General features: G+C 71.0%; 21 protein-coding genes and 1 tRNA gene. 13 read left to right on the forward strand and 9 right to left on the reverse strand.

The genetic code is table 11. The annotated features are described in order from the left end of the window. Positions 1–71: 71 nt before the first annotated feature. Both ruvX and BT98_RS23355 read right to left on the reverse strand, forming a co-directional pair. The gene (gene ruvX, locus BT98_RS0105240) at positions 72–548 is read right to left on the reverse strand and encodes a Holliday junction resolvase RuvX (protein WP_026032992.1); all 477 of its coding nucleotides are present in this window, start codon (positions 546–548) and stop codon (positions 72–74) included. Positions 549–693: 145 nt separating this feature from the next. Beyond that, positions 694–3,252 carry a mechanosensitive ion channel domain-containing protein gene (locus BT98_RS23355; protein ID WP_051544254.1) on the reverse strand — a complete coding sequence of 853 codons (2,559 nt, stop codon included), beginning with the start codon at positions 3,250–3,252 and terminating at the stop codon, positions 694–696. 450 nt (positions 3,253–3,702) lie between these two features. On the opposite strand from BT98_RS23355, the gene gatC reads away from it, so the two are divergent. From gatC to gatB, 4 genes are read left to right on the forward strand one after another with little or no spacing between them, the layout of a single operon-like run. Beyond that, positions 3,703–4,002, forward strand: coding sequence for an Asp-tRNA(Asn)/Glu-tRNA(Gln) amidotransferase subunit GatC (gene gatC, locus BT98_RS0105250; protein ID WP_019459939.1), 300 nt, complete (start codon positions 3,703–3,705; stop codon positions 4,000–4,002). A gap of 1 nt (position 4,003) precedes the next feature. Beyond that, complete coding sequence (gatA, locus tag BT98_RS0105255; RefSeq protein ID WP_019459938.1) at positions 4,004–5,491, forward strand: Asp-tRNA(Asn)/Glu-tRNA(Gln) amidotransferase subunit GatA; 1,488 nt, start codon at positions 4,004–4,006, stop codon at positions 5,489–5,491. A 1-nt stretch (position 5,492) separates the two neighbouring features. Further along, complete coding sequence (locus tag BT98_RS0105260) at positions 5,493–6,002, forward strand: hypothetical protein (RefSeq protein WP_019459937.1); 510 nt, start codon at positions 5,493–5,495, stop codon at positions 6,000–6,002. After that, positions 5,999–7,453, forward strand: coding sequence for an Asp-tRNA(Asn)/Glu-tRNA(Gln) amidotransferase subunit GatB (gene gatB / locus BT98_RS0105265; RefSeq protein ID WP_019459936.1), 1,455 nt, complete (start codon positions 5,999–6,001; stop codon positions 7,451–7,453). Before BT98_RS0105260 ends, gatB begins: the two co-directional genes overlap by 4 nt. Positions 7,454–7,561: 108 nt before the next feature. On the opposite strand, the gene BT98_RS0105270 is transcribed toward gatB, so the two are convergent. Further along, entirely contained in the window at positions 7,562–7,909 is a 348-nt protein-coding gene (locus BT98_RS0105270) for a TM2 domain-containing protein (RefSeq protein WP_019459935.1), read from the reverse strand. Positions 7,910–8,003: 94 nt separating this feature from the next. On the opposite strand from BT98_RS0105270, the gene BT98_RS0105275 reads away from it, so the two are divergent. The 4 genes from BT98_RS0105275 to BT98_RS0105290 all read left to right on the forward strand — a co-directional run bounded on the left by BT98_RS0105275 (position 8,004) and on the right by BT98_RS0105290 (position 10,420). Continuing rightward, positions 8,004–8,636 carry a glutathione S-transferase family protein gene (locus BT98_RS0105275; protein ID WP_019459934.1) on the forward strand — a complete coding sequence of 211 codons (633 nt, stop codon included), beginning with the start codon at positions 8,004–8,006 and terminating at the stop codon, positions 8,634–8,636. A gap of 67 nt (positions 8,637–8,703) precedes the next feature. After that, positions 8,704–8,796: transfer RNA gene (locus BT98_RS0105280), tRNA-Ser, on the forward strand. Positions 8,797–9,325: 529 nt separating this feature from the next. Further along, on the forward strand, positions 9,326–9,679 hold the full coding sequence (locus BT98_RS23360; protein ID WP_019459933.1) for a DUF2934 domain-containing protein: 354 nt from the start codon (positions 9,326–9,328) through the stop codon (positions 9,677–9,679). Positions 9,680–9,853: 174 nt separating this feature from the next. Then, positions 9,854–10,420, forward strand: coding sequence for a DedA family protein (locus BT98_RS0105290; protein WP_019459932.1), 567 nt, complete (start codon positions 9,854–9,856; stop codon positions 10,418–10,420). An 80-nt stretch (positions 10,421–10,500) separates the two neighbouring features. On the opposite strand, the gene BT98_RS0105300 is transcribed toward BT98_RS0105290, so the two are convergent. After that, positions 10,501–11,469 carry an aldo/keto reductase gene (locus tag BT98_RS0105300; RefSeq protein ID WP_019459931.1) on the reverse strand — a complete coding sequence of 323 codons (969 nt, stop codon included), beginning with the start codon at positions 11,467–11,469 and terminating at the stop codon, positions 10,501–10,503. 177 nt (positions 11,470–11,646) lie between these two features. On the opposite strand from BT98_RS0105300, the gene BT98_RS0105305 reads away from it, so the two are divergent. Beyond that, the gene (locus tag BT98_RS0105305; RefSeq protein WP_019459930.1) at positions 11,647–11,877 is read left to right on the forward strand and encodes a hypothetical protein; all 231 of its coding nucleotides are present in this window, start codon (positions 11,647–11,649) and stop codon (positions 11,875–11,877) included. A 160-nt stretch (positions 11,878–12,037) separates the two neighbouring features. Next, positions 12,038–12,496, forward strand: a complete 459-nt coding sequence (locus BT98_RS0105310; RefSeq protein ID WP_019459929.1) for a GlcG/HbpS family heme-binding protein — start codon at positions 12,038–12,040, stop codon at positions 12,494–12,496. A gap of 6 nt (positions 12,497–12,502) precedes the next feature. Here the strand turns inward: BT98_RS0105310 and BT98_RS0105315 are convergent, their stop codons facing one another. After that, positions 12,503–13,339 carry a prephenate dehydrogenase/arogenate dehydrogenase family protein gene (locus BT98_RS0105315; RefSeq protein WP_019459928.1) on the reverse strand — a complete coding sequence of 279 codons (837 nt, stop codon included), beginning with the start codon at positions 13,337–13,339 and terminating at the stop codon, positions 12,503–12,505. Between the two features lie 271 nt (positions 13,340–13,610). Here BT98_RS0105315 and BT98_RS0105320 point away from each other — a divergent pair, with 271 nt between their 5' ends. Beyond that, complete coding sequence (locus tag BT98_RS0105320) at positions 13,611–15,002, forward strand: dipeptidase (protein WP_019459927.1); 1,392 nt, start codon at positions 13,611–13,613, stop codon at positions 15,000–15,002. A gap of 89 nt (positions 15,003–15,091) precedes the next feature. Here the strand turns inward: BT98_RS0105320 and BT98_RS0105325 are convergent, their stop codons facing one another. The 3 genes from BT98_RS0105325 to BT98_RS0105335 form a co-directional block, all read right to left on the reverse strand. Further along, positions 15,092–15,277 (reverse strand): hypothetical protein, encoded by a 186-nt coding sequence (locus BT98_RS0105325; protein ID WP_019459926.1) that lies wholly within the window; start codon positions 15,275–15,277, stop codon positions 15,092–15,094. Between the two features lie 109 nt (positions 15,278–15,386). Continuing rightward, positions 15,387–19,427 (reverse strand): translocation/assembly module TamB domain-containing protein, encoded by a 4,041-nt coding sequence (locus BT98_RS0105330; protein ID WP_019459925.1) that lies wholly within the window; start codon positions 19,425–19,427, stop codon positions 15,387–15,389. Continuing rightward, positions 19,427–21,376 (reverse strand): autotransporter assembly complex protein TamA, encoded by a 1,950-nt coding sequence (locus tag BT98_RS0105335; RefSeq protein WP_019459924.1) that lies wholly within the window; start codon positions 21,374–21,376, stop codon positions 19,427–19,429. Before BT98_RS0105335 ends, BT98_RS0105330 begins: the two co-directional genes overlap by 1 nt. A 5-nt stretch (positions 21,377–21,381) precedes the next feature. Between BT98_RS0105335 and BT98_RS0105340 the strand changes: the two genes are divergently transcribed. Continuing rightward, positions 21,382–22,560 (forward strand): amidohydrolase, encoded by a 1,179-nt coding sequence (locus BT98_RS0105340; RefSeq protein ID WP_237719325.1) that lies wholly within the window; start codon positions 21,382–21,384, stop codon positions 22,558–22,560. A 25-nt stretch (positions 22,561–22,585) separates the two neighbouring features. Here the strand turns inward: BT98_RS0105340 and BT98_RS0105345 are convergent, their stop codons facing one another. Next, entirely contained in the window at positions 22,586–23,563 is a 978-nt protein-coding gene (locus tag BT98_RS0105345) for an alpha/beta hydrolase (protein ID WP_019459922.1), read from the reverse strand. A 102-nt stretch (positions 23,564–23,665) separates the two neighbouring features. On the opposite strand from BT98_RS0105345, the gene BT98_RS0105350 reads away from it, so the two are divergent. Next, positions 23,666–26,287 (forward strand): bifunctional acetate--CoA ligase family protein/GNAT family N-acetyltransferase, encoded by a 2,622-nt coding sequence (locus BT98_RS0105350; protein ID WP_019459921.1) that lies wholly within the window; start codon positions 23,666–23,668, stop codon positions 26,285–26,287. Positions 26,288–26,311 lie beyond the last annotated feature (24 nt).

Below are 26,311 nucleotides of genomic sequence, written 5' to 3' on the forward strand. Positions count from 1 at the left end.
ATGTCGCGGCGGACCATAGGCGCGGCGTGGATTCGGCGGAAGCCCGCTGCGTTCCGGTCCGTCCGGGGGGGTTACGGGGCGGGCGGCGGGCGGGTGGCGTCCAGCGCCGATTGCAGCGTGTAGGCGGCGGCGGCGGCATCCACCGCCTTCGCCCGCTTGGCGCGGGACAGGTCGGCCTCGCCGATCAGCATCCGGTTCACGGCGGAGGAGGAGAGGCGCTCGTCCCAGAGGGCGGCGGGCAGGCCGGTCGCCTCGGACACTGCCATGGCCCAGTCCTTGGCGGCCTGGGCGGCGGGGCCGAAGGAGCCGTCCAGCCCCAGCGGCAGCCCCACCACCAGCCCCCCCGCACCCTCGCGTGCGGCGATGGCGCGGATCTCGGCGGCATTGGCGGCAAGCTTGCCCCGGGGGATCGCGCGATAGGGGGTGGCCAGCATCAGCAGCACGTCCGACAGGGCGAGGCCGATGGTCCGGCGCCCGGGATCGATCCCGATCAGCCGGGCATCCCGGGGAAGGGCGGCCCGCAACTCGGGCAAGGGCAAAAGGGGCATGAGCCCGGGCTTTCGCCGGGGTGGCCCGCCCCGTCAAGCACGCGCCACGCCACCCAGCCTTGTCGGAACCGGGGCGCGCCCCATGATGGCCGCAAGTTCAGTATCATGGGACACGACGTTCTCACGCGATGCGAGCCGGGTGCCGCTATTCCGTGTTGCCGAGCGCCGCAGGGGGCGGGGAGCGGGTCTCGGCCGCCGAGCTCTCCTCCACCCCACGGCCAGCCCCACGCTCCGGCACCGGCTCCTCCCGCTTCTGCGGGCGGGTGAGGATGATGTTCTGCGCCGGCACCGCGATCTGGATTCCCAGTTCCTGGAAGCGCTTCTTGATGCGGCGGTTGTATTCGCGCTGCACGCCCCAGCGGCCGCTGTCGCGGCACTTCATCTGCCCCAGCACGGTCGCGGTGGCGCCGTCCACCTTGTCCACGCCCCAGAGGGCGAAGTCGTCCAGGATGCTGTCGCGGAAGGCCGGGTCCTCGCGCAGCCCGGCGCCGATCTCCTTCAGCACCTCGCCCACCCGGTCGGTGTCCTCGTCGGCGGAGACAGTAACGGAGACGGCGGCGTTGCCGATGCCCTTGTTGGTGTTGGTCACCGTGGTCACGGAGGAGAAGGGGATGACATGCACCGAGCCGTCCCCCGCCCGCAGCCGGATGGTACGGACGGAGAGCGCCTCCACCGAGCCGGACAGGCCTGAGACGGTCACCCAGTCGCCCACCTGCATGGCGTTCTCCAGCAGCAGGAACATGCCGTTGATCACGTCCTGCACCAGCTTCTGCGAGCCGAAGCCCAGCGCCACGCCGATGATCGAGGCGCCGGCCAGCAGAGGGGCGATGTTGACGCCGAGCTGGCTGAGGGCGGTGAAGCCCACCACGACTAGGATGGCGGTCAGCAGCGCGGTACGCAGCAGCGGCAGCAGGGTGCGCAGCCGGGCGGAGCGGGCATAGTCGCCCCGCGCGGACATGTCGGCGATCTGCCGGTCCACCCAGGAATTGGTCATCTCCCAGATCACCACCGCGACCACGGCGGCGATCAGCACTACCACGGCGGAGTTGGCGATGCGCTCGCCCAGCCGGCCATTGTGGAACCAGGCGAAGGCATCCACCCCCCAGACCTGCAGCACGGCGAGCACCGTCACCACCGCCATGGCGAGCGAGATCAGCCGGCGCAGGGCGGGGTAGTAGCGGTTGGCCCGTTCCTCCAGGAAGGGCAGTCGCAGCTTCTTTTCCGCATCGATGCGGAAGACCCGGTCCAGCAGGCCCAGGATGCCAACGGTGATCAGGCGGGCCACCACCAGCACCAGCACGGTCAGGCCGAAATAGCGGAAGAGCAGGCCGTAGCCGTTGCGGATCTCCACCGCCCAGACGAACCAGATGGCCAGGATCAGGAAGATCGCCAGCACGTGCCAGATGGCGGCCAGCCAGTTCCGCGCCAGGGCGAAGGTGCTGCGCGAGCCGTGCGGGGCGGCGATCGCCTCGGCCACCGGCTTGCGGCACTGCAGGATCACCACGACCATCATCAGGTGCGTGACGAGGATCAGCAGCTTCATCGCGGACGTATAGGCCAAGCTATAGAGGCCCAGCACCCGGGCCATCTCCAGCGCAGCCATGCCATAGACCACGACGCGGCTGATCCGGGCGAGCCAGACCTCGACATAGGCGGCGGTCTCGTCGCCGATGTTGAAAAGGCGCAGGGCCGCCTGATCCGGCGAGACCAGCATGTGGCAGATGGCCATCACGATATGCTGGACCACATAGGCATTGACGGCGGCCAGGATGATCAGCGGCACCGTCCAGCCATCGTTCAGCGGCGTGGCCAGCAGCAGGTTGCCCACGGCGGCGAAGGCGGCAACGGGCAGCAGCTCCAGCAGCAGGCGCAGCAGGGCGAGCGGCAGGCGGCGCAGGAAGCGCAGCTCCGCCCGGCTGGCGAGGCCGGCTGCCTCCGGGCCCATCACCTCGCGCTCGCGCCGCCGCCGGGCCACGCCTTCCTCAGCCCGATGGACGACCATGGCGGTCGGCCGGCGCAGGGCGCGCGTGACCAGGCGCCGCGCCGTCCAAGCCAGGGCGAGGACCAGGACCAGCTTCCAGCCCGCGTCGAGGATGGTGGACTGGGCATAGGGGTTGGTCGCGGTACGGACGATCCAGTCCCAGACCAGCGGAACATTGCCCACGGTCCGCCCGGCGGTGACCAGGTAGTCCGAGGCATTCGCGAACCAGCCGGAAAGCGCCACGATGAGTTGCGCCAGGATGCCGTTCGCCTGCAGCGAGACGCGCTTCTCCGGCGCGGCGGCGGGTTCGGCGGGCGCGGCGGCAGCCGGTGTGGCGGCCCCCTGCGCCGGAGCCGGCGAGGCCGGGGGGGGGCCGCCGGCCGCCGGGGCCGTGGCGCCGCCCTGGTTGGATGCGGCCGGACCGGTCGCCGCGGGATGAGCCGCCGTGGAGGCAGGTGCGACGCGGGCGATGGCCTCCAGAGCGGTGATGACGTCCCGGCGGCGCGCGTCGTTCTGCAGCACCTCCAACGCCCGGCGCGCCTCCTCGGGCGTCAGCCCGGCCGTGGGGGCGGAGGTGGCGGCGTTCTGGTTGGCACTCTGGGCCAGGGCGGGCTGCGCCAGACCGGGCACCACGAGAACGAGCAGCGCGGCCAGCAGCAGCAGGGACAGGTGCAGGCCAGGGGCCGGGATCCTCGCACCATGGCATCCCATCCCGGTGGTCATGGTCCCCCGGCGGTCCCGGCCCGGGGGCGGTCCGTCTCCGACGCGCAGAAGCCTCATCCAGTCACTGTCCTCTTCGCTGTGCCGGGGCACGGCTCCAAGGACAGGCCAAGGGGCCGCGGCCCCATCCGGCCGTGGTCTATCTCGGTGGGCGGTGCTTTAGGCCGAACCCACCAGGGGATCGACCACTGCGCGTCCGGAGTTACGTTTCGTTTCCCGCCCTTCGTTTCCCGCCTTGGCACCCCGGCGGCCCGCCACGGGCAAAAGCCGCCCGGGCGCGCCGGGTTGCAGCGCCACGGGCCGTGGCTCGCCGGAATGCCGGGGTCGGGCGGGGTTTCCGCGGGCTTCCGGGAGTTGCTTCGCCCCGCCCGATGGCGCACGGCCCTTGACTTCGGGCCCGCCGCTCGCTTCCTGGCCCTTGTCTGTACTCTGAACTGGGGTTCCTTCCCGAACATGTCGCTCGATACCGCCACCGTCCGGCGCGTCGCGTCGCTCGCCCGCATCCATCTGGAGGATGAGGAGGTCACGCGCCTGCAAGCCGAGCTGAACGGCATCCTGGCCTGGGTGGAACAGCTCCAGGCCGTGGACACGGCCGGCATCGAGCCCCTGGCGGGCGGTGCCGCCATGCCCGAGCTCGCCGTCCTGCGCATGCGGGACGACGTGGTGACCGACGGCGGCATGCCGGAGAAGGTCCTCGCCAACGCGCCCGACCGCCAGGGCGATTTCTTCACCGTTCCGAAGGTCGTCGAATAAGATGCGCCCGACCGATTTCACGCTCCGTGGCGCGCTGGACGCGCTGAACGAGGGCGAGATCACCTCCGAGGAGCTGACCCGCGCCCATCTGGACGCGATCGAGGCCCTGAACCCCCGGATCAACGCCTATATCACCGTCACGGCGGAAAAGGCGCTGGAGGCCGCGCGCGCCTCCGACGCCCGCCGCAAGGCGGGGCAGGCGGGCAGGCTGGACGGCGTGCCGCTGGCCATCAAGGACCTGTTCTGCACCGAGGGCACCCGCACCACGGCGGCCAGCCGCATCCTGGGCGAGTTCGTGCCGCCCTATGAGAGCACCGTCACCGCCAACCTGCTGCGCGACGGCGCGGTCTTCCTGGGCAAGGTGAACCTGGACGAGTTCGCCATGGGCTCCTCCAACGCCACCTCCGCCTTCGGCGGCGTGGAGAATCCCTGGTCCCGCCGCAACGACCCGGACACGAAGCTGGTCCCCGGCGGGTCCTCGGGCGGTTCCGCCGCCGCCGTCGCGGCACGGCTGGCCCTGGGCGCCACGGCGACCGACACGGGCGGCTCCATCCGCCAGCCCGCGGCCTTCTGCGGCATCGCCGGGATCAAGCCGACCTATGGCCGCTGCTCGCGCTGGGGCGTGGTGGCCTTCGCCTCCTCGCTCGACCAGGCGGGGCCGGTGGCACGGACCGTGGAGGACTGCGCCCTGCTGCTCGGCTCCATGGCCGGGTTCGACCCCAAGGACTCCACCTCGGTGGACCTGCCGGTGCCGGATTTCGCGGCGGCCTGCGCGCGCGGGGTGAAGGGGCTGCGGATCGGCGTACCCAAGGAATACCGCCTGCCGGGCATGCCGGAGGAGATCGGAAGGCTCTGGGAGCAGGGGCTCGACTGGCTGCGCGCCGAGGGCGCGGAGATCGTCGAGATCTCCCTGCCGCACACGAAATACGCGCTGCCGACCTACTATATCGTGGCGCCGGCCGAGGCTTCCTCGAACCTCGCCCGCTACGACGGTGTGCGCTACGGCGCCCGCGTCTCCACGGGCGGCGACCTCAAGGATCTCTACGAGCACACCCGCGCCGCCGGCTTCGGCGCCGAGGTGAAGCGCCGCATCATGATCGGCACCTATGTGCTCTCCGCCGGCTACTACGACGCCTACTACCTGAAGGCGCAGCGGGTGCGGGCGCTGATCAAGCGCGACTTCGACGAGGCCTGGGAGAAGGTGGACGCCATCCTGACGCCCGCCACGCCCTCGGCCGCCTTCGGCGCGGACGAGAAGCAGGACGACCCCGTCGCCATGTACCTGAACGACGTCTTCACCGTGACGGCGAACCTCGCCGGCCTCCCGGGCCTCTCGGTCCCGGCCGGGCTGGACGCGCAGGGCCTGCCGCTGGGCCTGCAGGTGATCGGCAAGCCCTTCGACGAGGAGACCGTCTTCGCGGTCGGCACCGCCCTGGAGCGGGCCGCCGATTTCACCACCCTACCGGGCGTGAGGGCCGGGCAGGCATAGGATGGCAGTCGACTTCCAGTCCAAGACCCTGTCCGAGCTTCGGACGATGGTCGAGAATGGTGAGCGTGCCGGCAAGACCGGGCACCCGACCTTCCTCGCCGCCGTCGCGGAACTGGACCGGAGGGTGGCCGGAGCGGATGGCAGGCTCAGTCTGGAAAGGACGCGGGAAGCCATCCGTGCGGCGGCGCTGGAAGATCGCTGTCTCAGCTATGGTGATGTGGCGCGTGCCAGTGGCATCGCCTGGAGCATGAAGACCCGGTCCCAGATGAGGGATCACCTCGCGGAACTTTGCGCCCGAGCCGACAGGGAGCGGCTGCCGCTGCTTTCTGCCGTCGTGGTCCGCGCAGAGGATGTGCGCGAGGGAGTGCTCTGCGGCGAGGCGTTGCAGGGTTTCATCGCGCTGGCGGTGCGGCTCGGCTTCGATGCTGACGGTACGCCTGAGAAACAGAGCCGCTTTGTGAAGGCGGAACAGCAGAAAGTCTTCGCTTGGGCGAAGAGGGAAAGCCGATGAGCTATACGATCGAGGGCGAGACCGGCCCCTGGGAACTGGTGATCGGGCTGGAGGTCCATGCCCAGGTCAGTTCCGAAGCCAAGCTCTTCTCCGGCGCGGCGACCGAATTCGGCGCCGCGCCGAACAGCCAGGTTTCCTTCGTGGATGCCGGAATGCCGGGCATGCTGCCGGTCATCAACCGGGAATGCGTGGCCCAGGCGGTGCGCACCGGGCTGGGGCTGAAGGCGAAGATCAATCCCTGGTCGCGCTTCGACCGGAAGAACTATTTCTACGCCGACCTGCCGACGGGCTATCAGATCAGCCAGTTCGCTTTCCCCATCGTGGGGGAGGGCAAGCTGACCATCGAGCTGTCCGACGGCACGGCGAAGGAGATCGGCATCACCCGTCTGCATCTGGAGCAGGATGCCGGCAAGTCGCTGCACGACCAGGACCCGTCGCGGACCTTCGTGGACCTGAACCGGGCCGGCGTGGCGCTGATGGAGATCGTCTCCGAGCCGGACCTCCGCTCGCCGGAAGAGGCCGGGGCCTATGTCACCAAGCTGCGGCAGATCCTGCGCTATCTCGGCACCTGCGACGGCAACATGGAGGAAGGCAGCCTCCGCGCCGACGTGAACGTCTCCGTGCGCAAGACGGGGGAGGGGTTCCGCACGCGCTGCGAGGTGAAGAACGTCAACTCCATCCGCTTCGTCATGCAGGCCGTCGAGGCCGAGGCGCGGCGCCAGATCGAGGTCTGGGAATCGGGTGGCACGGTGGAGCAGGAGACGCGGCTCTTCGACACCGGCCGGGGCGTGACGCGCTCCATGCGTTCCAAGGAGGATGCGCATGACTACCGCTACTTCCCCGACCCGGACCTGCCGCCGCTGGTGCTGGAGCCGGCCTGGATCGAGGAGCTGAAATCCGGGCTTTCCGAGCTGCCGGACGACCGCCGCGCCCGCTATGTCGGCGAATACGGCCTCACCGCCTATGACGCCCATGTGCTGACGCTGGAGAAGGAGACGGCCGCCTATTACGAGGAGGTTGCCCGCGGGCGCGATGCCAAGCAGGCGGCCAACTGGGTGATGGGCGATCTCTTCGCGGCGCTGAACCGCACCAGGACGGACATCACCACTTCCCCGGTTTCGGCGAAGAATCTGGGCGCGCTGCTGGACCTGATGGCGGACAACACCCTGTCCGGCAAGCTGGCCAAGGAGGTCTTCGAGGCCATGGTCGAGACGGGCCGCTCGCCCGGCGAGATCGTGGAGGAGCGGGGGCTGAGGCAGGTGACCGATACCGGCGCCATCGAGGCGGTGGTGGATGAGGTCCTGGCGAAGAACGCCGACAAGGTGGCGGAATTCCGTTCCGGCAAGGAGAAGCTCTTCGGCTTCTTCGTCGGCCAGACGATGCGGGCGATGCAGGGCAAGGGTAATCCGGCCCTGGTGAACGAGGTGATCAAGGCCAAGCTCGCCGGCTGAGGCCGGAGGGACGGGGCGGGAAAGGGGCCGGTGGCATATGCCGCCGGCCCCTTTTCCTTTGCCCTGGGGCATGGCGTACGGGGCGCGGCTTCCCCGGGGCGATTCGCTCTATCGCCGCCGTAGCGAGGCGATCAGGTCGTTGTTGTAGCGGCGGGTCATGCCTGGGATCAGGAAGATGTCCACGAACAGCCAGATGCCCACCAGCAGGAAGCCCAGGTGGCCGATGAAGATCAGGCTCAGCGCCCAGCTCAGCGCGGTGATCAGCAGCATCACCACGCCGCTCATGGTCCGACCCAGATAGAAGCGGTGGATGCCCAGCCAGCCCAGGAAGAACCAGAGCACATAGGCGACCAGGGCGGACTTCTTGTTGGCGTCGTATTGCATCATCATCATCGCTTCGCCCGGCGCCGCCCCTTGGGGGAGACCGCTGGGCGATACGTTGAAGAACTGTGACATCCGGCAGATCCTCTTCGGTCTCTTCCCCTTGCATATGGGGATGCGGGCCGCGCCGCCGGAGTAGACCAGCCGCCATGACAAGACGAGGCCCGGCATGAGCATCACGCTGCACACCTGGAACACACCCAACGGACGCAAGATCAGCGTGGCGCTGGAGGAAATGGGGCTGCCCTACTCGGTGAAGACGGTGGACATCACCAAGGGTCAGCAGTTCGAGCCCGATTTCCTGCGGATCAGCCCGAACAACCGCATTCCGGCGATCGTCGATCCGGAAGGGCCGGACGGCAGGCCGATCAGCGTCTTCGAGTCGGGCGCGATCCTGCTCTATCTCGGCGAGAAGACCGGGAAGTTCCTGCCGCGCGACCTGCGGGCCCGCGTGCCGGTGCTGGAATGGCTGATGTGGCAGATGGGCGGACTCGGCCCTATGCCGGGGCAGGTCCACCACTTCCTGGGCCAGCCGGAGGGTCCGGCGCGCGACTATGGCGTGGAGCGCTACGGCAAGGAGACCAGGCGGCTCTATGGCGTGCTGGACAAGCGCCTGGCCGGGCGCGAGTTCGTGGCGACCGAGGGGGAGCCGAGCGTGGCGGACTTCGCCATCCTGGGTTGGGCTTGGCGGCACGAGCGGCATCTGGTGCCCTTCGACGACCTGCCGAACCTGGCCGCCTGGTACGATCGGATGATGGCTCGCCCGGCCACGAAGCGTGGCTTCGAAATCCCGCTTTCCTGAGGTTTGACGGCGCCTTCGGTCGCGGCTAGAAGCACCCCCGCAACGCCGTGAGACTTTCCACTCCTGCGGAGGGGTGGCCGAGTGGCCGAAGGCGGCGGTTTGCTAAACCGTTATAGGATGTCAAGTCCTATCGTGGGTTCGAATCCCATCCCCTCCGCCATTTCCTTTTCCTGAACGATCTGAATACGTGATGGCCGCGAGACGGGGATCGCACTTCCGAACCGCCCCTCTGCACCATCCCGCATCTGCGGGGCCAGGATGCCGCCCGTGGCAGCCCGCTCGAGGTGCAGGCATCCACATCGCCTCGCCAAGCAGGTTTTCACCAGGAAAAGGGAAAAAGGCTGCGGGCCAAAGGAGGGGGGCTCTCGGCGCCATATCGGGGGGGTGGTCGTGATTGGCACCGTGCCCGCAGCAACGGGAAAGTGCCGGAATATCTCGGCTGGTTCCAGCAACCCATAGTTGAAAAATCTCAATTTTGATCGAAATCTTTTTCTTTCATGATATTCTTCACCGAAAACATCCCCACGGTTGTGTGATCGGAAGGGCACGGGGTCCATCGCAATTGTGAATGCGGCGCCTCCCGATTCCCGGGGCCCTTCAACTGGCCCGGATGATCGCCAGATTTCATTCTGACCACGACCGGGGCCCTGACTGCGAAGACAGGACCTGATTCGAGAAGAGGAGGTCGTATGGCCGGACATGTACCCGATGACGAAGCACGCATCCGGGAGCTTGCCTATTTCCTGTGGAAGGACGCCGGCTGCCCGGACGGCATGGCGGGCGCGCACTGGGAACAGGCGAGCCGGCTGCTGTCCGGCCAGGCTTCTGGAGGCGAACCGCTGGAGATGCAGGCTGCCGCCGCAGCCAAGGCTGAGGAGGATGCCAGGGCCGTCGCCGCAAAAGCCCGGCGTCCGAAGGTGATCGGCACGGCCGCTGCCGAGGTGAAGGCAGAGTCCCGTAAGGCCACCGTGAAGGCCGGAAAAGCCGAGAAGCACGCCGGGAAGGACGACAAGGCCCCCAAGAAGCCTAAGGCCAAGGCATGATGCTGGATGCCGGGCCGTTCCGGGACGCTGCCATGTCCCGACCGAAAGGGACATGGCAGCGGTGTGGGCGCAGCCTTGGCATCTCGAAAACCGCGACGACGCCACAGAAAGCTGTTTCACAATTTCTTGGGGTCGGGCATTTTGTCCTCTACAGAGGTGTCGGGAGCGCATCTGGTGGCTGAATTCTGGGCGGACTGGGGCGCGCTCGCTTATCTGGCGGCGGCCTGTTGGGCGTTTTTCGAGGGCGAGACCTTCGTGCTCCTTGCCTCCGCCGCCGGACGCGCCACGGGACTGATCGATCCCTGGATTCTGATGTTCGCGGTCTGGGGCGGTTCCTTCCTCGGCGACCAACTCTGGTTCACGCTGGGCCAGCGCTACGGCGCCAAGGCCGTGCGCAAGATCCCGGGCGCCGAAAGGCGTCTGACCCAGGCGATGAACATCCTGGAACGCTATGGCGCTCTGTTCGTCCTGACCTTCCGCTTCGCCTATGGCATCCGCAATGTCGCGGCCGCCGCCTGCGGCGTGGCGGGCATGCCCCGGCTGCGCTTCATGATGCTGAACTTCGTGGCCGCCGGAATCTGGGCCGCCGCCTTCGTGGGCGCGGGCTGGTTCGCCGTGGCCTGGCTGGGCGAGAAGAACACCTTCTATGCCCTGGGGGCGATCGGCTTCGGGGTCATCCTCTTCCTGGTGGTGAAGCTGATCCGCCAGCGCCGCAACCGCGCCCTGGTCGCGGCGGAATAGGCCCTTCTGCCGGGTGCCATGTCCGGAACCGATGCCGTCGAACGGGGCGCCTTCCTCACGGAAGGCGCCCCGTTCCGCTTTCAGGCGGAGGCGCGGGGCTCGTAGGGCGCCTCCAGGGCGGCGATCTCCTCCGGGGTGAGCGCGATCTCCGTGGCAGCTGCCGCATCGGCGATCTGTGCCGGGTCGGAAACGCCGAAGATCGGCGCGGCCATCACCGGCCTGCTCAGCAGCCAGGCAAGTGCGACCTGCATCGGCTTCACCCCGCGGGCCGCTGCGATGGCCTTCAGCGCATCCAGCACGGCGAAGTCGCTTTCCCGATAGAGCCCGTCGGCCAGCTTGTCGGTCTTCGCGCGCTGGCTCTCCGCCCCTTCGCGGCTGCGGTTGCCGCCGAGGAAGCCGCGCGCCAGGGGCGAGTAGGGGACAAGCCCGACACCCTGTTCCAGGCAGAGGGGGATCATCTCCCGCTCCTCCTCCCGTTGCACGAGATTGTAGAGGTTCTGCATCGCCACCGGCCTCGCCCAGCCGCGGTACTCCGCCATGGCGCACATCTGGGCGAAGCGCCAGGCCGGCATGGTGGAGCCGCCGATGTAGAGGACCTTGCCGGCGCGGACCATGTCGTTCAGCGCCTCCATCATCTCCTCGACCGGAGTGACGGCATCCAGCCGGTGGATCTGCAGCAGGTCCACGTAATCCGTGCCGAGACGCTTCAGCGAGGCGTCGATGGCCTCCCGCAGGTGCTTGCGGCCGATGCCCGAGCCATTGGGGCGGTCGCTCATCGCGTTGCCGATCTTGGTGGAGACCACGACCTCCTCGCGTCTTGCGAAGCGCAGCAGGGTGGCGCCGATGATCCGCTCGCTTTCGCCGAGATTGTAGACATCGGCCGTGTCGAAGAAGTTGATCCCGGCATCGAGCGCGGCGCGGAAGAAGGGCTTCGATCCCTCCTCGTCGAAGGCACCCCAGGCGCGCCGCCCGGCCGCACCCCAGGAATTGCCGCCCAGGCAGACTGCCGAGACGGTAAGGCCGCTGCGGCCGAGCTGTCGGTATTTCATGGCCCGAATCCCCTTCGCTGCTGTCGTGCCGCACCGGTCTGCCGCAAAGCCGGGCGAGGCATAAGCCGCTGCCCCGATGCCGTGCGATGCAGCGGGGCAGGCAGCCGGCCGCGGCTTCCGGCGTTGACCGGTAGCATGCCGGCCCGGCGACGGGACACCGCGCAAAGGAGATACGGAATGAGCGACATCACGGACCCGGTGCCTTTCCCGGCCGAGGCCGATCTGGCGGCGGTGGCGCAATCGGCGGCCGGGCCGGTGGGCCGCTTCCAGATCGTCTGCAGCGGCCTGCCGAAAGGCGGTGTGGCGGCCTTCCTGATCGACACGACCGACGGGCGCTCCTGGAGCTTCGACGGCGAGAGCTGGACGCCGCTGCCCTACAGCATGGAGCGCCCCGAGCCGGCTCCCTGAACCGGCGCCCTGAACGCGGTCTCCTCAGCGGGCGGGTTTCCGGTCGGGGTCATCATCGCGGCCCGGCCAGCGGTGCCCCGCGGATTCGGGCCCCCTGGGGACTGGCTGTGGGCGCCCGGCCGTGGTTGTTCTGCGGGATCGCATCTCCGGAGGCTCGACCATGGCCAATCCCCCGACCGGCTTCGATCACGGCGTCACGCTGGAAGCCACGCAGACGATCCTGCTTGAAACCCTGGCGGAAGGCCGCCGCCTCGGCCTCGCGCCCCTGACTGTGGTGGTGCTGGACCAGGCGGCGCAGCTCAAGGGCATGCTGCGTGAGGACGGCTGCAGCCTGCTCCGCCCCGGCATCGCCCAGGGCAAGGCCAACGCGGCCCTGGCGTTGGGTTTTGGTGGGCGTGAGCTGGCGCGGCGCGCCCAGAACATGCCCGCCTTCATGAACGCGCTGTCCGATCTCACCGGCGGCTCCGCCGTGCCGGTGCCTGGCGGCGTGCTGCTGCGGGATGCCGACGGCAAGGTCCTGGGCGCCGTTGGCGTATCCGGCGACCTGTCGGAGAAGGACGAGGCCGCCGCCGTAGCCGGAATCAAGGCCGCCGGCCTGATGCCCGACACCGGGGACTGAGCGCCTTCAGACGGCGTCCCCGACCGCCTCCCCGGCAGGGCCGGGGAGGCGGTCGAGGGAAGGAGCGGGCAACATCCGCGCCTGCATCTCCCGCGCCGTGGCGAAGAAGCGCGCCGTCAGCGGCGGGACAAAGGGGTTCTCCTGGGTGATCGCCCGGAACAGCGCCTCGGAATCGTCTCGCACTGTCTCCACCGCCCGCATCAGCTGCTCGAAGCTCGGCGTGGTCTGGCTGGGGCGGGGCAGGCCGAGGCTGTCCACGAGCCGGGCGACCAGATGGGTCAGCCCCTGCACCTGCGCCATCTCCCGGTCATGCGCCTCGGCACTCGAACGGATCACGGTGAGGGCGAGGGCGCGTTCCAGGAAGCGCGCCACCAGCCGGTGCCTGCGCCCGCGTCCCGGGCAGACCGTGACCCGCAGCCCGGCGATCCCGTCGCGCCCGCTGTTCGGCCCGAAGAGCGGATGGGTGCCCGCCAGATCGACGAAGTTCGGCAGGATCTCCCGCAGCAGGCGCAGCGGCTCCAGCTTCAGGGAGCAGGTGTCCACCACCAGTGCGCCGGGGCGCAGATGCGGGGCGATGGCGGCGCCCGCCGCCGCGACCTGGGCGACCGGCACGGCGAGCAGCACGAAGGGCTGCGCCGCGGCCTCCGCGATGCTGGCGGCGCGAACCCCGTGGCGGGCGGCGATCTCCGGCAGATCGGGCCGTGGATCGGCGAGATGGATGCGGAAGAAGGGGCGCAGATGCGGCAGGCAGAAGCTGCCGAAGGCGCCCGCGCCGATCAGGCCGAGGCCGGGGCGGGAAGGGTCCCGCGTGATCGCGGGCAGGGAGGGAAGGGGCGTGGTCATGGCATCGGCGCTCCGGCAAGGGCCGCCGGAGAGGATGCAGGAACGAGTATGCCGCCTTCCGGCGGCCTCGTCTCAATCAGGGAATGACTGATCCTTGCCGCGCCATGGGAGGGCGCGGGTAATAGCTTCGCCGAAGGGGCTGGGCCTGGATCATGCCCCGCATCATGGCACGGCACCGCCCCGCGTCAATGCAGGCCGTTTCCCGCGGGCGCCGCCCTTGCGGGACGCCGCGCCGGGGCGGAACCTGCGCGCCCCTGCGAGGAGAGACGCGATGAGTCGGACCGAGACCGTGCTGCAATACTTGGACGCGCAGGAGGCGCAGCTCCGCCAGCGGTATTTCGAGCTCCTCCGCATCCCCAGCGTCAGCGCCCAGCCCGTCCATGCCGCCGACTGCCGCCGCACCGCCGAGTTCCTGGCCGCCGAGCTGGCCGCGATCGGCTTCGACGCGCGGGTGCGCGAGACGGCGGGGCATCCGGTGGTGGTGGCGCATCACCCGGGGCCGCAATCCGGCGACGCGCCGCACCTGCTCTATTACGGCCATTACGACGTGCAGCCGGCCGAGCCCTTCGGGCTCTGGACCAGCCCGCCCTTCGAGCCGACCGTGGTGCCCGGCCCGCATGGCGACCGCGTGGTGGCGCGCGGCGCGGTGGACGACAAGGGACAGGTGATGACCTGGCTCGCCGCGCTGCGCGCCTGGCACGAGGTCGGCGGCGGCATCCCCGCCCGGGTCACGGCGCTGATCGAGGGCGAGGAGGAGGTGGGATCGCCCAGCCTCGATGCCTTCCTGAAGGAGAACGCCGCCGAGCTGAAGGCGGCCGATGTGGTGGTGGTCAGCGACACCAACCAGTGGGATTTCGACACCCCCGCCATCTCCACCCGGCTGCGCGGCATGGCCTATGTGCAGATCGACCTGCGCGCCGCCTCGCGCGACCTGCATTCCGGCATGTATGGCGGCTCCGCCCGCAATCCGATCAACCTGCTGACCCGCATCCTGGGCGAGTTGCAGGACGAGGACGGGCGGGTGCAGATCCCCGGCTTCTATGACGGGGTGGAGCCGGTTTCCAACGCCCAGGCGGCGCAATGGGCAGAGCTCGGCTTCGACGAGGCGCGCTTCCTGGGCGATGTCGGGCTTTCCGTGCCGGCGGGCGAACGTGGCTTCGGCGCGCTGGAGCGGCTCTGGGCGCGTCCGACCTGCGACCTGAACGGCATCTGGGGCGGCTATACCGGCGACGGCTCCAAGACGGTCATCGCGGCCGAGGCACATGCCAAGCTCTCCTGCCGCCTCGTGGGCCGGCAGGACCCGGAGAAGATCGTGGCCGGAATCAGGGAATTCGTGCAGGCGCGGCTGCCGAAGGACTGCACCGCCGAGGTCCAGGTCTTCGCCCTGGCGGCGCCGGTGGTGGTGCCGGTGGAGAATCGCTTCGTCGCCGCGGCCAAGGAGATCCTGACCGACGAGTTCGGCAAGGCTCCGGCGATGATCGGATGCGGCGGCTCCATCCCCGTGGTGGAAAGCTTCAGGCGTATCCTGGGGCTGGACTCGCTGCTGATGGGCTTCGGCCTGGACGACGACCAGGTTCACAGCCCGAACGAGAAGTTCGAGTGGCGCTGCCTGACTCGGGGGGCGCGTGCCCAGGCCCGGCTGCTGGGCGCCCTGGCGGGCTGAGAGCCGTCCGGCCCAAAAGGATCAGGCCCCGGAACCGGGGCCTGATCCTTGCGCCCCGCCCCCTCGGCAGGGCCGGGAGGCGGAGCCGGTCAGCGCCCGGCCAGTTCCGTCTTGAGCGCCTGGATGCGGGTGCGCAGGCTTTCCCGCAGGCTGGGCGAGGCATGTGCCTTCATCCCCGCCAGGGTCTCCTCCAGCTCGCGCAGGAGACGCCGCTTCTCCTCGCGGTTCCGCTGGATCGGCTTGTTGTCGCTGAACTGGCCCTCGAAGGCACGCATCGGGCTCACATCCCCTGAACACTGTGTGAACATAAGCTATTCCACCGGACTGCAAACGGCAAAGGGGGGGGGCCGTGCGGTCGCCTGCCCGCCCCCCTGTCCCGCGCCGTCAGTATTCGTATTCGTAGGACAGTCCCGCGCTCTGGCCGTCCGTGCCGGTGGTGCTCTTGAGCTTCAGGCGCGGGGTCAGCTCGACCTCCACCCCGACGCGCGGCTGGCCCGTCGTGGCTCCCGGATCGACGTTCACATAGACGCCGTCCGCCACATAGCCACCCGCCTTGACGCCGAGTTCGCCGGAAGAGGTGGAGTCCACGCCCAGCCGGTCCAGGCCCAGTCGCTTCGCGATGCGGCCGAAGAAGCCGCCGTCGGAATCGCTGCCCAGCGCCCCGGTCGCGCCCGCCAGGGCCTGGGCGATCTGGGCGATCTGGAAGGGCGAGAGCTGGCTGGTCGGGCGCGCGAAGAGCAGCCGCGCCAGGACCTCGTCCTGCGGCAGTTCGGGGGAGGAGGTGAACTCCACCTTCGGCGCCGTTGGCTTGCCCGAGATCGCCACGTTGATGGTGGTGGACTGGACCGTGGTGGTGGCCAGGAAGTCCAGGTCCGGCATCACGCCGCCGCTGAAGGCGAGGTTGCCGCGCGAGAAGCTCAGGCGGCGGTCGATCAGGGTGAAGGTGCCGCGCACCATGTTGAGCGAGCCGGTGATGTTCGGCGCCGAGGCGGTGCCGCCGACCTTGAGGTTGCCCTCCATCTCCGCGTCCAGTCCACGGCCGCGCACGTAGAAGCGGCCGGGGATCACCACGTTGATGTCGAGCGCGATCGGTGCCGCCTGCGGGTCGGGCTGGCTCGCGGCGGCCGGGGTGGCGGATGCGGCCCGGGCGCGCCTGGGCACCGGGGCACCGCGCCCGACCTCCCGCACATCGCCCAGATCCGCCACGCTGCCGGGCAGGCCGGTGGGGATGCCGAGCGTGGCCTCGGGGATTTCGATGCGCCCGGAGGCGCGCAGGCCGGAGGCGAGCCCGCCATCCAGCAGCAGGTCGGTGTTGAACAGCCCGGTGAAGAGGTCGCTGGTCACCGGCTGCAACCCCTGGCTGGTCAGGGCGATGCGCAACGGCTGGCCCGGCGCGAAGGGCCGGGCCTCGCCCTGGGCGCTCAGCGTGCCCCTGGTGCCGCTGGCGGTCAGGCTCTCCAGCACGATACGGTCGCCCTGCGCCGTGATGCGCGCCGCGATGTTGCGCAGCGCCGCCCCGTATTCGAGGTTGCGGAAGCTGCCGTTGCTCAGCGTCGCGCCGCCGCTGAGCTGCGGGGCGGAGACGGTGCCGGCAGCGCGGGCGTCGATGGTGAGCTGTCCGGTCGCCCGGTTGGCGCCCGCCGCCAGCAGCGGGCCCGCCAGCGTGCCGAGATTGGCATTGCCACGCAGGCTGGCCTGGACCGGCGCGTTCGCCGCCGCGCCCTGCGGCAGCCGGGCCTCCAGCGTTGCCCGCACGGCGCTGCCGGCCACGAGGTTGGCGACCGCCTCGATCGCCTGGCCGCGCATCTTCGCGTTCACCGTCAGGTTGGCGGGCGGCAGGCCTGTGGCATAGGGCGCGTCGGCCCGGAGCCCGGTGGCGCGGATCTCGCCGTCGATGTTCGGCGCGGCGGTGGCGCCGGTCACGCGGACATCGCCGTTCACCGTGCCGGCGAGGCGCGGATCGGGCACGAAGAGATTGGCCATGGCCACCGGCAGGTTGGCGATGGTGGCGCGCAGGTCGGTCTGCTGCGGTCCCCATTGTCCGCCCAGGCGCAGCGTGCCGCCCGGCCGGGCGGCCAGCGCCATGTCGCCGATCCGGATGCCGCCATCCTGCCGCAGCGTCACCGTGGCGGGCGCGGTCAGGCGGATGCCCATCTGCCCCCGCGTCACGTCCAGCGCAGCGAGGTTCACCGTGCGGTCCGCGCTCACCGCATCGATCCTGGCGCGGGTGTTGAGCCGGGCGTCGAGGGCGGCGATCTGGGCCTGGAGGTTCAGCGCGTCGAGCGCGCCCTCGGCCTTCACCGTGCCATCGACCGGCGTTCCGGCGGCGGTCAGCCGGTTCAGCCGCAGGTCGGCCTTCACCGTCTGTACGCCGCGGGCATCCGGGACACCCCGGGCCTCCAGGTTCAGACCGCCGGCAAGCGGTATGCCGGCGATGCCGGAGAGCGGCGTGAGGTCGCGGGCCTCCAGCTTCACCTGCCCGTCGAAGAGCAGCTTCGCGATGTCGAAGTTGCCGCCGCCGTCCAGGCGCAGCGGGCCGAGGACTGCGGCGAGGCGCTCGATGCGCAGGACCTGCTCGTTCAGCGCGGAGGCCGCGTCGAGGCTCAGCGGCTGTCCGTCCAGCCGGCCGCTCAGCTTCGCGGAGCCGGTCGGAGGGGAGAGGTGGGCGAGATCGGCATCGAGCTGGAGGTTCTCCAGCTTGTGGCCCTGGGCGATCAGTTCGGGGCTGTTCACCTTGGCCTGTACGGTGGGGGCGGCGAGGGTGCCGCCCACATGCAGGTCGGCCTGCATCCGCCCGCGCACCGGCTGGCCGGTGGCCTCGGCATTGGCGAGGCGGATCTGCGCCGTCAGGTCCAGCGGGTCCCGGTAGGAGCCGGAGGCCGTGGCGGCGAGGCCTGCCCCGGTCAGCTCCAGTTGCTCGATCCGCCTCAGGTCGCCGCGCAGGGTCACCACGGGCTCCTTGCCGAGCAGCCCCGGCGCCGGTTCCGGCAGGCGCGGGTCGCGCATCACCAGCTTCGCATCCACCATCGGGTCCTGCTGCGTGCCGGTGACGGTGCCGTCGAGTTCCAGCGCCCCCCAGCCGATGCTGGCCGGCAGCAGGTCGCCCAGTGCCTTCGCATCGCCCATGCGCGCCTTCAGCGCGAGGTCGAGCGTGTCGCGGTAGCGGCCCGAGGCCTCCAGGTTCAGCCCGGCGCCCGCCACGGTCAGGCGTTCGATGCGCTCGCCGTCGCCCTTGAGGTCCAGCCGGATGGCGTCGCCCACCAGGGTCGGCGGCGCCTGCGGGATGCGTGGCTGGCGCACCACGCCTTGTGCCTCGATGCCCGGGGCGCTGGTGGAGCCGGTGACATGGGCGTTCAGCGTGATGCCGTCCCAGCCCATCCCTTGGGGCAGCAGGCCGCCCAGTGCCTCGGAACGGCCGAGCTCCGCCTTGACTGTCAGGTCGCTGTTGTCGCCGACATAGCCGCTGCCTTCCACGCGGCCCGGCGCGGCGGAAACGAGGAAGCTGTTCAGCCGCAGGCCGGCGCCCTCGGGCCGCAGGTCCACGGCGAAGTCGCCGCCGGTGACCGGAGCGGGCAGCAGGCCGGGGGCCTGGACATTGCCCCTGGCCACCAGGCCCAGGCCACCGGTCGCCGGCAGGGCCAGCGTGCCGTCCGCCTGGGCCTTCAGCGCATCGCCGATGGCGGCGCGCAGCGTCAGCGCGGCGCCCTCGGCCGGACCGTCCAGGGTGATCCGGGCGCTGCCGGGGGCGGGGGGCAGGCCGAGCAGCCCGGCCACCATGCCGCCCGCGGGCTCGTCATAGGACAGGTTCAGCTTCACCCGCTGCCCGGGGGCCAGGGCGACATCGGCATCCAGCGCGCCGGGCATGTCCAGCCGCCGCGCCTTCACGCCGAGGAAGGCGCCGTCCTCACCCAGCCGCCCGCCCGCCTGCAGGTTCAGCGCCGCGGGCATCCCGGCCACCGCCTGCCCGATCTCCAGCCGCTCGACCTCCAGCGCCTCCAGCGCAAGGCCGACGGGAAGCTGGGGCAGGGAGGGGATCAGGCTGCCGCCCTCGCTGGGCTGCGGCTCCGGCGCCGGGGCGGTGCTTTCCGGCACGCGCTCGAAATCCAGGCGGCTGGCATGGAGGCGGCGGATGCGGACCTCCCGGTGCAGCAGGGCACCGAGATCCATGTCCAGCGAGGCGTTCTCGATGGTCAGGTAGGTGCCCTTGGCATCGGCCATGGCGATCCGGTCGATGCGCGGGCCGAAGGGCAGGCCGCCATGCAGCCCCTCGATGGTCAGGCCGGGCACGTACTGCCCGGCCAGCCGGGCGATCATCGCCTGCCCGGGCGAGGTATTGGCGAAGACCAGCACGCCGCCGACCACGACGACGGGGAGGAGGATCAGGACCAGCAGCAGGATGCCGGCCCACTTCAGCGCGCGCCGCATCAGAAGGCCTGCCCGATGCCGATATAGAGGCCGTAGCCGGAATCGCCCGGCAGCTTCTTCAGCGGGAAGGCCACGTCGGCGCGGATCGGGCCGATGGCGGTGGCGTAGCGCACGCCCAGGCCGGCGCCGAAGGCCAGGTTGCTGAAGCCGGGCGCGCTGTCCTCCTGCACGCTGCCGCCATCGACGAAGGCGGCCATGCCCCAGGCGCCCGCGATGCGCTGCCGCACCTCCAGGCTGGCCTCGACCACCGACAGGCCCCCGGTCGGCGTGTCGTTGCTGCGGCGCGGTCCGATGCGCTGGAAGTCGTAGCCACGCACCGAGCCGCCGCCGCCCGCGTAGAAGCGCATATGCGGCGGCACGTCGAAATAGGAGGAGGTGCCGAGAATGCTGCCGACGGAGATTCGTCCTGCCAGGATCGTGCCCTTGTCGCTGGTGAGGTCGTGGTAGGCACTGGCGGTGCCGCGCATCCGCACAAAGGTCTGCCCGCCGTTGATGGCATAGATCGGCGAAACCAGCCCGTTCAGCCGCAGGCCGCGCGAGGGGTCGAGCAGGCTGTCCGTATCGTCCCAGAAGGCGGTGCCGAGCAGGCCCACGAGCTGGTAGTCGCGCTTGCTCGCACCGTATTCCTTGGTCTTGCCGAACTCGCCGATCACGCCGCCCGCCAGGGTCAGGCGCGGATCGGGCTTGGTCTCGACCGACACGGCCCCGGTGACGGCGTCGCGGTCATAGGCGAGCAGCCGCTCGCGGATCGCCGCCGTGTCGATCACCAGCGTCATGTTGCGCCCGAAGATCCAGGGCGAGCGGAGATTGGCGCCCACCCGGGCGTTGAAGCTGTTGCCGGAGCTGCTCTGCGAGGTCCGGCCGACCGAGCCTTCCAGGCGTAGCCGCTCGGCGCCGCCAAAGAGGTTCCGGTGCTCCCAGTACACCGTCGCGGTCGGGCCGTTGCGGGTCTCGTAGGCGCCGGTGACGCCCAGGGCGCGGCGCGGCCGCTCGGAGACCAGGAAGGTGACCGGCAGGCGCCCGCTGCCGTCCAGCGCCGTGCCTTCCTGCGCCCGCACCATGCCGAAGACGCCGAGATCCACGAGGTCCCGCCGCACCCGGGACAAGGTCTGCGGGCTGTACTCCCTGTCGGTGAGCTGCCCGGCCACGGCGTTGAGCATGCGCGGGCTGACGCGGGTCGCGCCCTCCACCTCCGGCGTGGCGAAGCGCGCCTGCGGCCCGGGCTGGAGGTGATAGACCACCTCCATGAGATGCGTGTCGAAATCGACCGTCACCTCCCGCCGGGGGATGGAGGCGAAGGGATAGCCGGCATCGCGCAACGAGGTGACCAGCCGGTCGCCGGCCGAGATCACGTCCTCGGCCCGCGCGGGATCGCCTTTGGCGAGGCCGGTGATCTCCCCGGCGGCCAGGTCGCGGCCGGGGTCTTCCGGCGCGACCCGGAGCAGCCCGATCCGGAAGCGCTCGCCAGGCTCGGCGCCGACGGCCACCTTCACCGGCTCCTTGCGGCCGGCCAGCCGCGCGGCGAGCTGCGGCGTTTCCGGCGGCTGCCCGTCGATCAGCACCACCGGGCGCCCGCCATAGAAGCCTTCCGCCCGCAGCGCGCGCGTGACCAGCCCCTGTTCCTGCAAGGCGCGGGCGACCAGCCCCTCGGCCGAGGTGGGGGCGACGCCCTGCAGCCGCTTCAGGGCGGAGATGGACGAGATCGCGGAATCGACCTCGGAGCTTCCGGTCGGGCGGAACTCGGTCTCATAGGGGACAGTGGCCTCGTCACCCGCGCCCTGGTCCGCCGCCCCGGTGCCGGCGGCCGGGGCGCCGGGCTGGGCTGAAGGAGGGGAGGCCGCCCCCGCCGGGCCGCCTGCCTGGCTGCCCCCTTGGGCCAGTGAGATCTCCGCGGGCATCGCGACCACGAAGGTGAAAGAGGCAAGCAATGCCGGAAGGCGATGGAGCATCGGCAATGAAAGGGCTATCCCCCGAAACCATGAACCCGGAACTCGTCGAAACCCTGACCGGTTGGCGCCGCCACCTGCACGCCAACCCTGCCCCTACCCTGGATGAGGGACCTACGGCGGCGTATGTGGCCGCACGTCTGCGCGAGCTTGGCGTGACCGAGATCGCCGAGGGCATCGGCGGGCACGGGCTGGTTGCCACCCTGCGGCGCGGCGGCGGCAACCGCTCGGTCGGCCTGCGCGCCGACATGGACGCGCTGCCGATCCAGGAGGCCGCGGCCGACCTGCCCTGGGCCTCGACGCGGCCGGGCGTGATGCATGCCTGCGGCCATGACGGCCATACGGTGGCGCTGCTCGGCGCGGCGGCTCTGCTGCTCCGGGACGAGAGCTGGTCGGGCACGGTCCATCTGGTCTTCCAGCCCGCCGAGGAGGGTGGGGGTGGTGCCCGCTCCATGGTGGCGGACGGTCTCTTCGAGCGTTTCCCCATGGACCGGATCTTCGGCTGGCACAACTGGCCGGGCCTGCCGGTGGGCACCATCGCCGTCCATGACAGCGCGGTCATGGCGGCCGGCCGGCGTTTCAACATCGTCATCCGCGGCCATGCCGGTCATGCCGCCCTGCCGCACCTGACGCGCGACCCGATCCTCGCCGCCGGCCACGCCATCACCGCCGTGCAGTCCATCGTGGCGCGCTCGGTGGACCCGATGAAGACGGCGGTGTGCAGCCTGACCACGATCCATGGCGGCGAGGCCTCGAACCAGATCGCGGCGGAGGTGGTGCTGGACGGCACCATCCGCTTCATCGACGACGAGGTCGGCCGGCTGATGATCGAGCGGCTGGAGGCCATCGCCGCCGGCCTGGAGGCGAGCTTCGGCGTGCGGGCCGAGGTGCGGGTGCTGGCCGGGGTCGATGCCACGATCAACCACCCGGCGGAGCGCGAGCTGGCCGCCGGGGCCGCCGGGGCCGTGGCGCCGCTGCGCCGGGACGTGGGCCCCGCCATGACGGGGGAGGATTTCAGCGCCTTCCTGCAGAAGGTGCCGGGTGCCTTCGTCTGGATCGGCAACGGCCCGGCCGAGGGCGGGCGGGAGCTGCACAACCCGCACTACGATTTCGACGACCGCGTGCTGCCGGTGGCCAGCAGCTACCTCGCCGAGGCGGCGAGGCGGGCGCTTTCCGCCAAGGGCTGAGGCGCCGGGCGGCGGGAAGGGGGACTCAGCCGAGCCTTTCCCGCAGCCAGCGCCCCGCTTCCGCCACCGCCTCGTCGGCGGCGCCGACCCGGCCCTGGGCTCGCAGGAAGCCGTGCACCGTGCCGGGAAAGAGGCGCGACAGCACCTCCACCCCGGCCTCCCGCATCCGCCCGGTCAGGGCCAGGCTGTCGTCGCGCAGCACGTCCAGCTCCGCGACCTGCAGCAGGGCCGGGGGCAGGCCACGGAGATCGGCGAGGAGCGGCGAGGCGAGGGGGCTCATCCGCGTCTCCTCCTCCGGCGCGTAGAGGCGCCAGAAGAGCGTCATCCGCTCCCGCGTCAGGCCGAAGCCCTCGGCGAACTCGCGCTGGCTCTCCGTATCGCAGCGGGCATCGTAGCAGCCATAGGCGAGCAGCAGCCCGCGCAGCGCCAGCCCCGGATCGGTCTCCCGCAGCAGCAGCGCGGCCGCGAGGGCCAGGTTGGCCCCGGCCGAATCGCCGCCCAGCACGATGCGCGCCGGGTCCAGCCCCAGCGAGGCGCCATGGGCCGCCACATGGCGCACCACCCCGGCCACCTGTTCCAGCGCGATGGGGAATGCGGCCTCGGGCGACAGGGCATAGTCCGGCGCCAGCACGGCGCAGCCGGCGGCCTGGGCATAGGCGCGGAACAGGCGGTCATGCGTGTCCACGCTGTTCCAGACCCAGCCGCCGCCATGCAGGTTCACCATTACCGGCAGGGCGGCTCCACGTCCGCCTTCCACATGCGGGCGGTGCAGGCGGCAGGACAGCGGGCCGGAGGACAGGTCGAGCCGCAGGTCGCGGCTTTCCGCCATGGCATGGCCCCCGGCCGCGAGCGGCAGGTTCAGCGCCTCGGTCCGCGCCCGTCCGGCGGCGAGGTGGCGCGCCGTGTCCCGGGTGATGTCCGGGATTGGATCGGACAGCGCGGCGGCCTCCATCGCGCGGGTGAAGCGAAGCATCTCCGGATCCCAGCGCGAGTCCTGCGGCATCGGCACGGCCCTTCCTTCTCATGCCCCCGCCAATGGGCATTGACGGGGAAGCCTGAAAGCAAGATTGCCGCATCGCCTGGAAATCACCACCCTGAGGCGGCGATGACCCCTTTCCACTCCCCCAGCCTCCGGCCCGGTTTCCGGGCCGCCTCCCTTTTCGCGCCCAGGCGCGTGGCCTTCCTGGGCGATCCCGCCCTGCCGGAGACCGCGATCCTGGCCCGCAACCTGGTCGCCGGGCAGTTCAAGGGAGCGTTGCACACGATCGGCTTCCGCTGGGACGGGCTGGAGGAGGCGCCGAACCTCGACGCTCTGGAGGAGGCGCCGGACCTCGCCGTGATCTCCCTGCCGCCGGAGGCCCAGCCCGCCGCCTTCGCCGCCCTGGCCGCCCGGGGCTGCCACGCGGCGGTGGTGCCGGTCGCCGCCCCCGACCTCGCCGCCCTCGCGCGCGGCAGCGGCGTGCGGGCGCTGGGGCAGCGTTCCTTCGGGCTGGCGGTGCCGCCGCTGGGCCTTAACGCCACGCTGTCGCATCTCGTGCCCCGGCCAGGGAAGCTGGCGCTGCTCTGCCAGTCCTCGGCCCTGGCCCGGGCGATCCTGGACTATGCCGAAGCCCAGGGCTTCGGCTTCAGCCTGATCGCGGGCATCGGCGGCAACGCGGATTACGGCTTTGCCGGCGCGCTGGACTGGCTGGCGCGCGACGCGGCCACCAATGCCGTGTTGCTGGACCTGCGGCGGATCAAGAACCGGCGGCAGTTCATCTCCGCCGCCCGTGCCACGGCGCGCACCCGGCCGGTGGTGGCGATCCGGCCCGGCAGCGCCTCGCGCGAGGCGCTGGGCGGAGCGGACGCGGTGATGGAGGCGGCGCTGCGCCGCGCCGGGGTGCTCCGGGTGGCGGATCTGGCGGAGCTCCTCGCCGCCGCCGAAACGCTGTCGCGCGTCCGGGTCTCCTCGCTGCGCAGCGGGGCGGAGGCGGACCGGATCGCCGTGATCTCCAACGGCCTCGCCACCGGCCAGATGGCGACCGATTCGGCGCTCCGGCGCGGCGGGCGGCTGGCGGAGATCCCGGAGGCCGCCTGGCCGATGCTGAACCTCGCCCTGCCGCCGCGCTGGCATGGTGGCAACCCGCTGGTCCTGCCGCATGGCGAGGGGCACCGGCTGGCGGAGGTGGCGGCGATGATCGCCACGCTGCCGGAGGTGGGCTCGGTGGTGGCAATCCACTCGCCGAATCCGGAGGAGGACAGCGACGCCGTGGCCGCCGCCATGGCCGGGCTCAGCGGCATCCGTGGCGCGCCGATCCTGGTGGGCTGGCTGGGTCAGGCCACCGGCAGCCCGCAGCGCTCCTTTCTCGCCCGCTCCGGCATCGCCGTCTTTCCCACGCCGGAACGGGCGGTGCGCGGCGCGCTGCATCTGGCGCAGGACCGGCGCAACCGCGATGTGGCGGCGGAGTTGCCGCCGCGCGACGTGCTCGACTTCGCGCCGGACCGCGCGGCGGTGCGCCGGCTGCTGGATGCGGTGCGGGAGCGGGGCCGGCTGTCGCTGAACGAGGCCGAGGCGCTGGGCGTCTTCGACGCCTATGGCGTGCCGACCATCGCGCGCCGCGTGGTCGCCACCCCGACCGAGGCGGGCAAAGCGGCCATGGAGCTCGGCTTCCCGGTGGTGCTGAAGCTGCTGAGCGCCGAACTGCCGCGCAAGACGGAGATCGGCGGCGTCGCGGTCGGGCTGCGCGACGTGAAGAGCGTGCGGGCCGCGGGCCTCGCCATGCTGACGCGCGCGGCGCAGGAGCGGCCGGACTGCCGCATCGACGGGCTGCTGGTTGAGCGGCAGGCGCAGCCCGGCGCGGAGCTGCGCCTGCGCCTAGGCGACGAGGTGATGTTCGGCCCCTGGATCGGCTTCGGTGCCGGCGGCACCACCGCCGACCTGCAGGCCGATGAGGCGGTGGACCTGCCGCCGCTGAACCGCGTCCTGGCCACGGCGCTGATCGGCCGCACGCGGATCTCGCGCCGCCTGCATGGCTGGCGGGACCAGGAGGCCGTGAAGGTCGAGGCGGTGTCCGACGCGCTGGTGCGGCTTTCGGCCCTGGTGGTGGATTTCCCGGAGATCAAGGAAGCCACCATCAACCCGCTGATCGCCACCGCCACGGGCGTGATCGCCGTGGATGCCGACCTGCGCCTGCGGGCGGAGGGCGAGGCCGCGATGCTGGCCATCCCGCCCTATCCGGCGGAGCTGGCGGAGCCCTGGACGGCGCCGGACGGGCGCCGGCTGATGGTCCGCCCGATCCGCCCCGAGGATGCGGCCGCCCAGGCGGAGGCCTTCCGGAACATGGACCCGGACGATATCCGCTGGCGCTTCTTTGGCGCCATGCGCGAGCTGCCGCGTGCCCAGATCGCCCGCATGACGCAGATCGACTATGACCGGGAGATGGCCTTCGTCGCCATCGAGACGGGTGAGGACGGGGTGGACCGGATCGTCGGCGTTTCCCGCCTGACGCGGGAGGGGCAGGGCAACAGCGCCGAGTTCGCCGTGGTGGTGCTGCCACGCTGGAAGGGCAAGGGGCTGGGCCGCCACCTGATGCGGCGGGTGCTGGACTGGGGCCAGGAAACCGGCATCCGTCGCGTGGTGGGCCAGGTCCTGGCGGACAACACGCCGATGCAGGCTTTCGTGACCCGGCTCGGCTTCCACCTGCACCGGCTGGAGGACGATGTCCTGGAGGCGAGCCTCGATCTCTGAGGACTGCGGGGGCTGGCACGGTGC

It is taken from the genome of Roseomonas mucosa ATCC BAA-692 (assembly GCF_000622225.1).
GTDB classification, from domain to species: Bacteria; Pseudomonadota; Alphaproteobacteria; order Acetobacterales; family Acetobacteraceae; genus Roseomonas; species Roseomonas mucosa.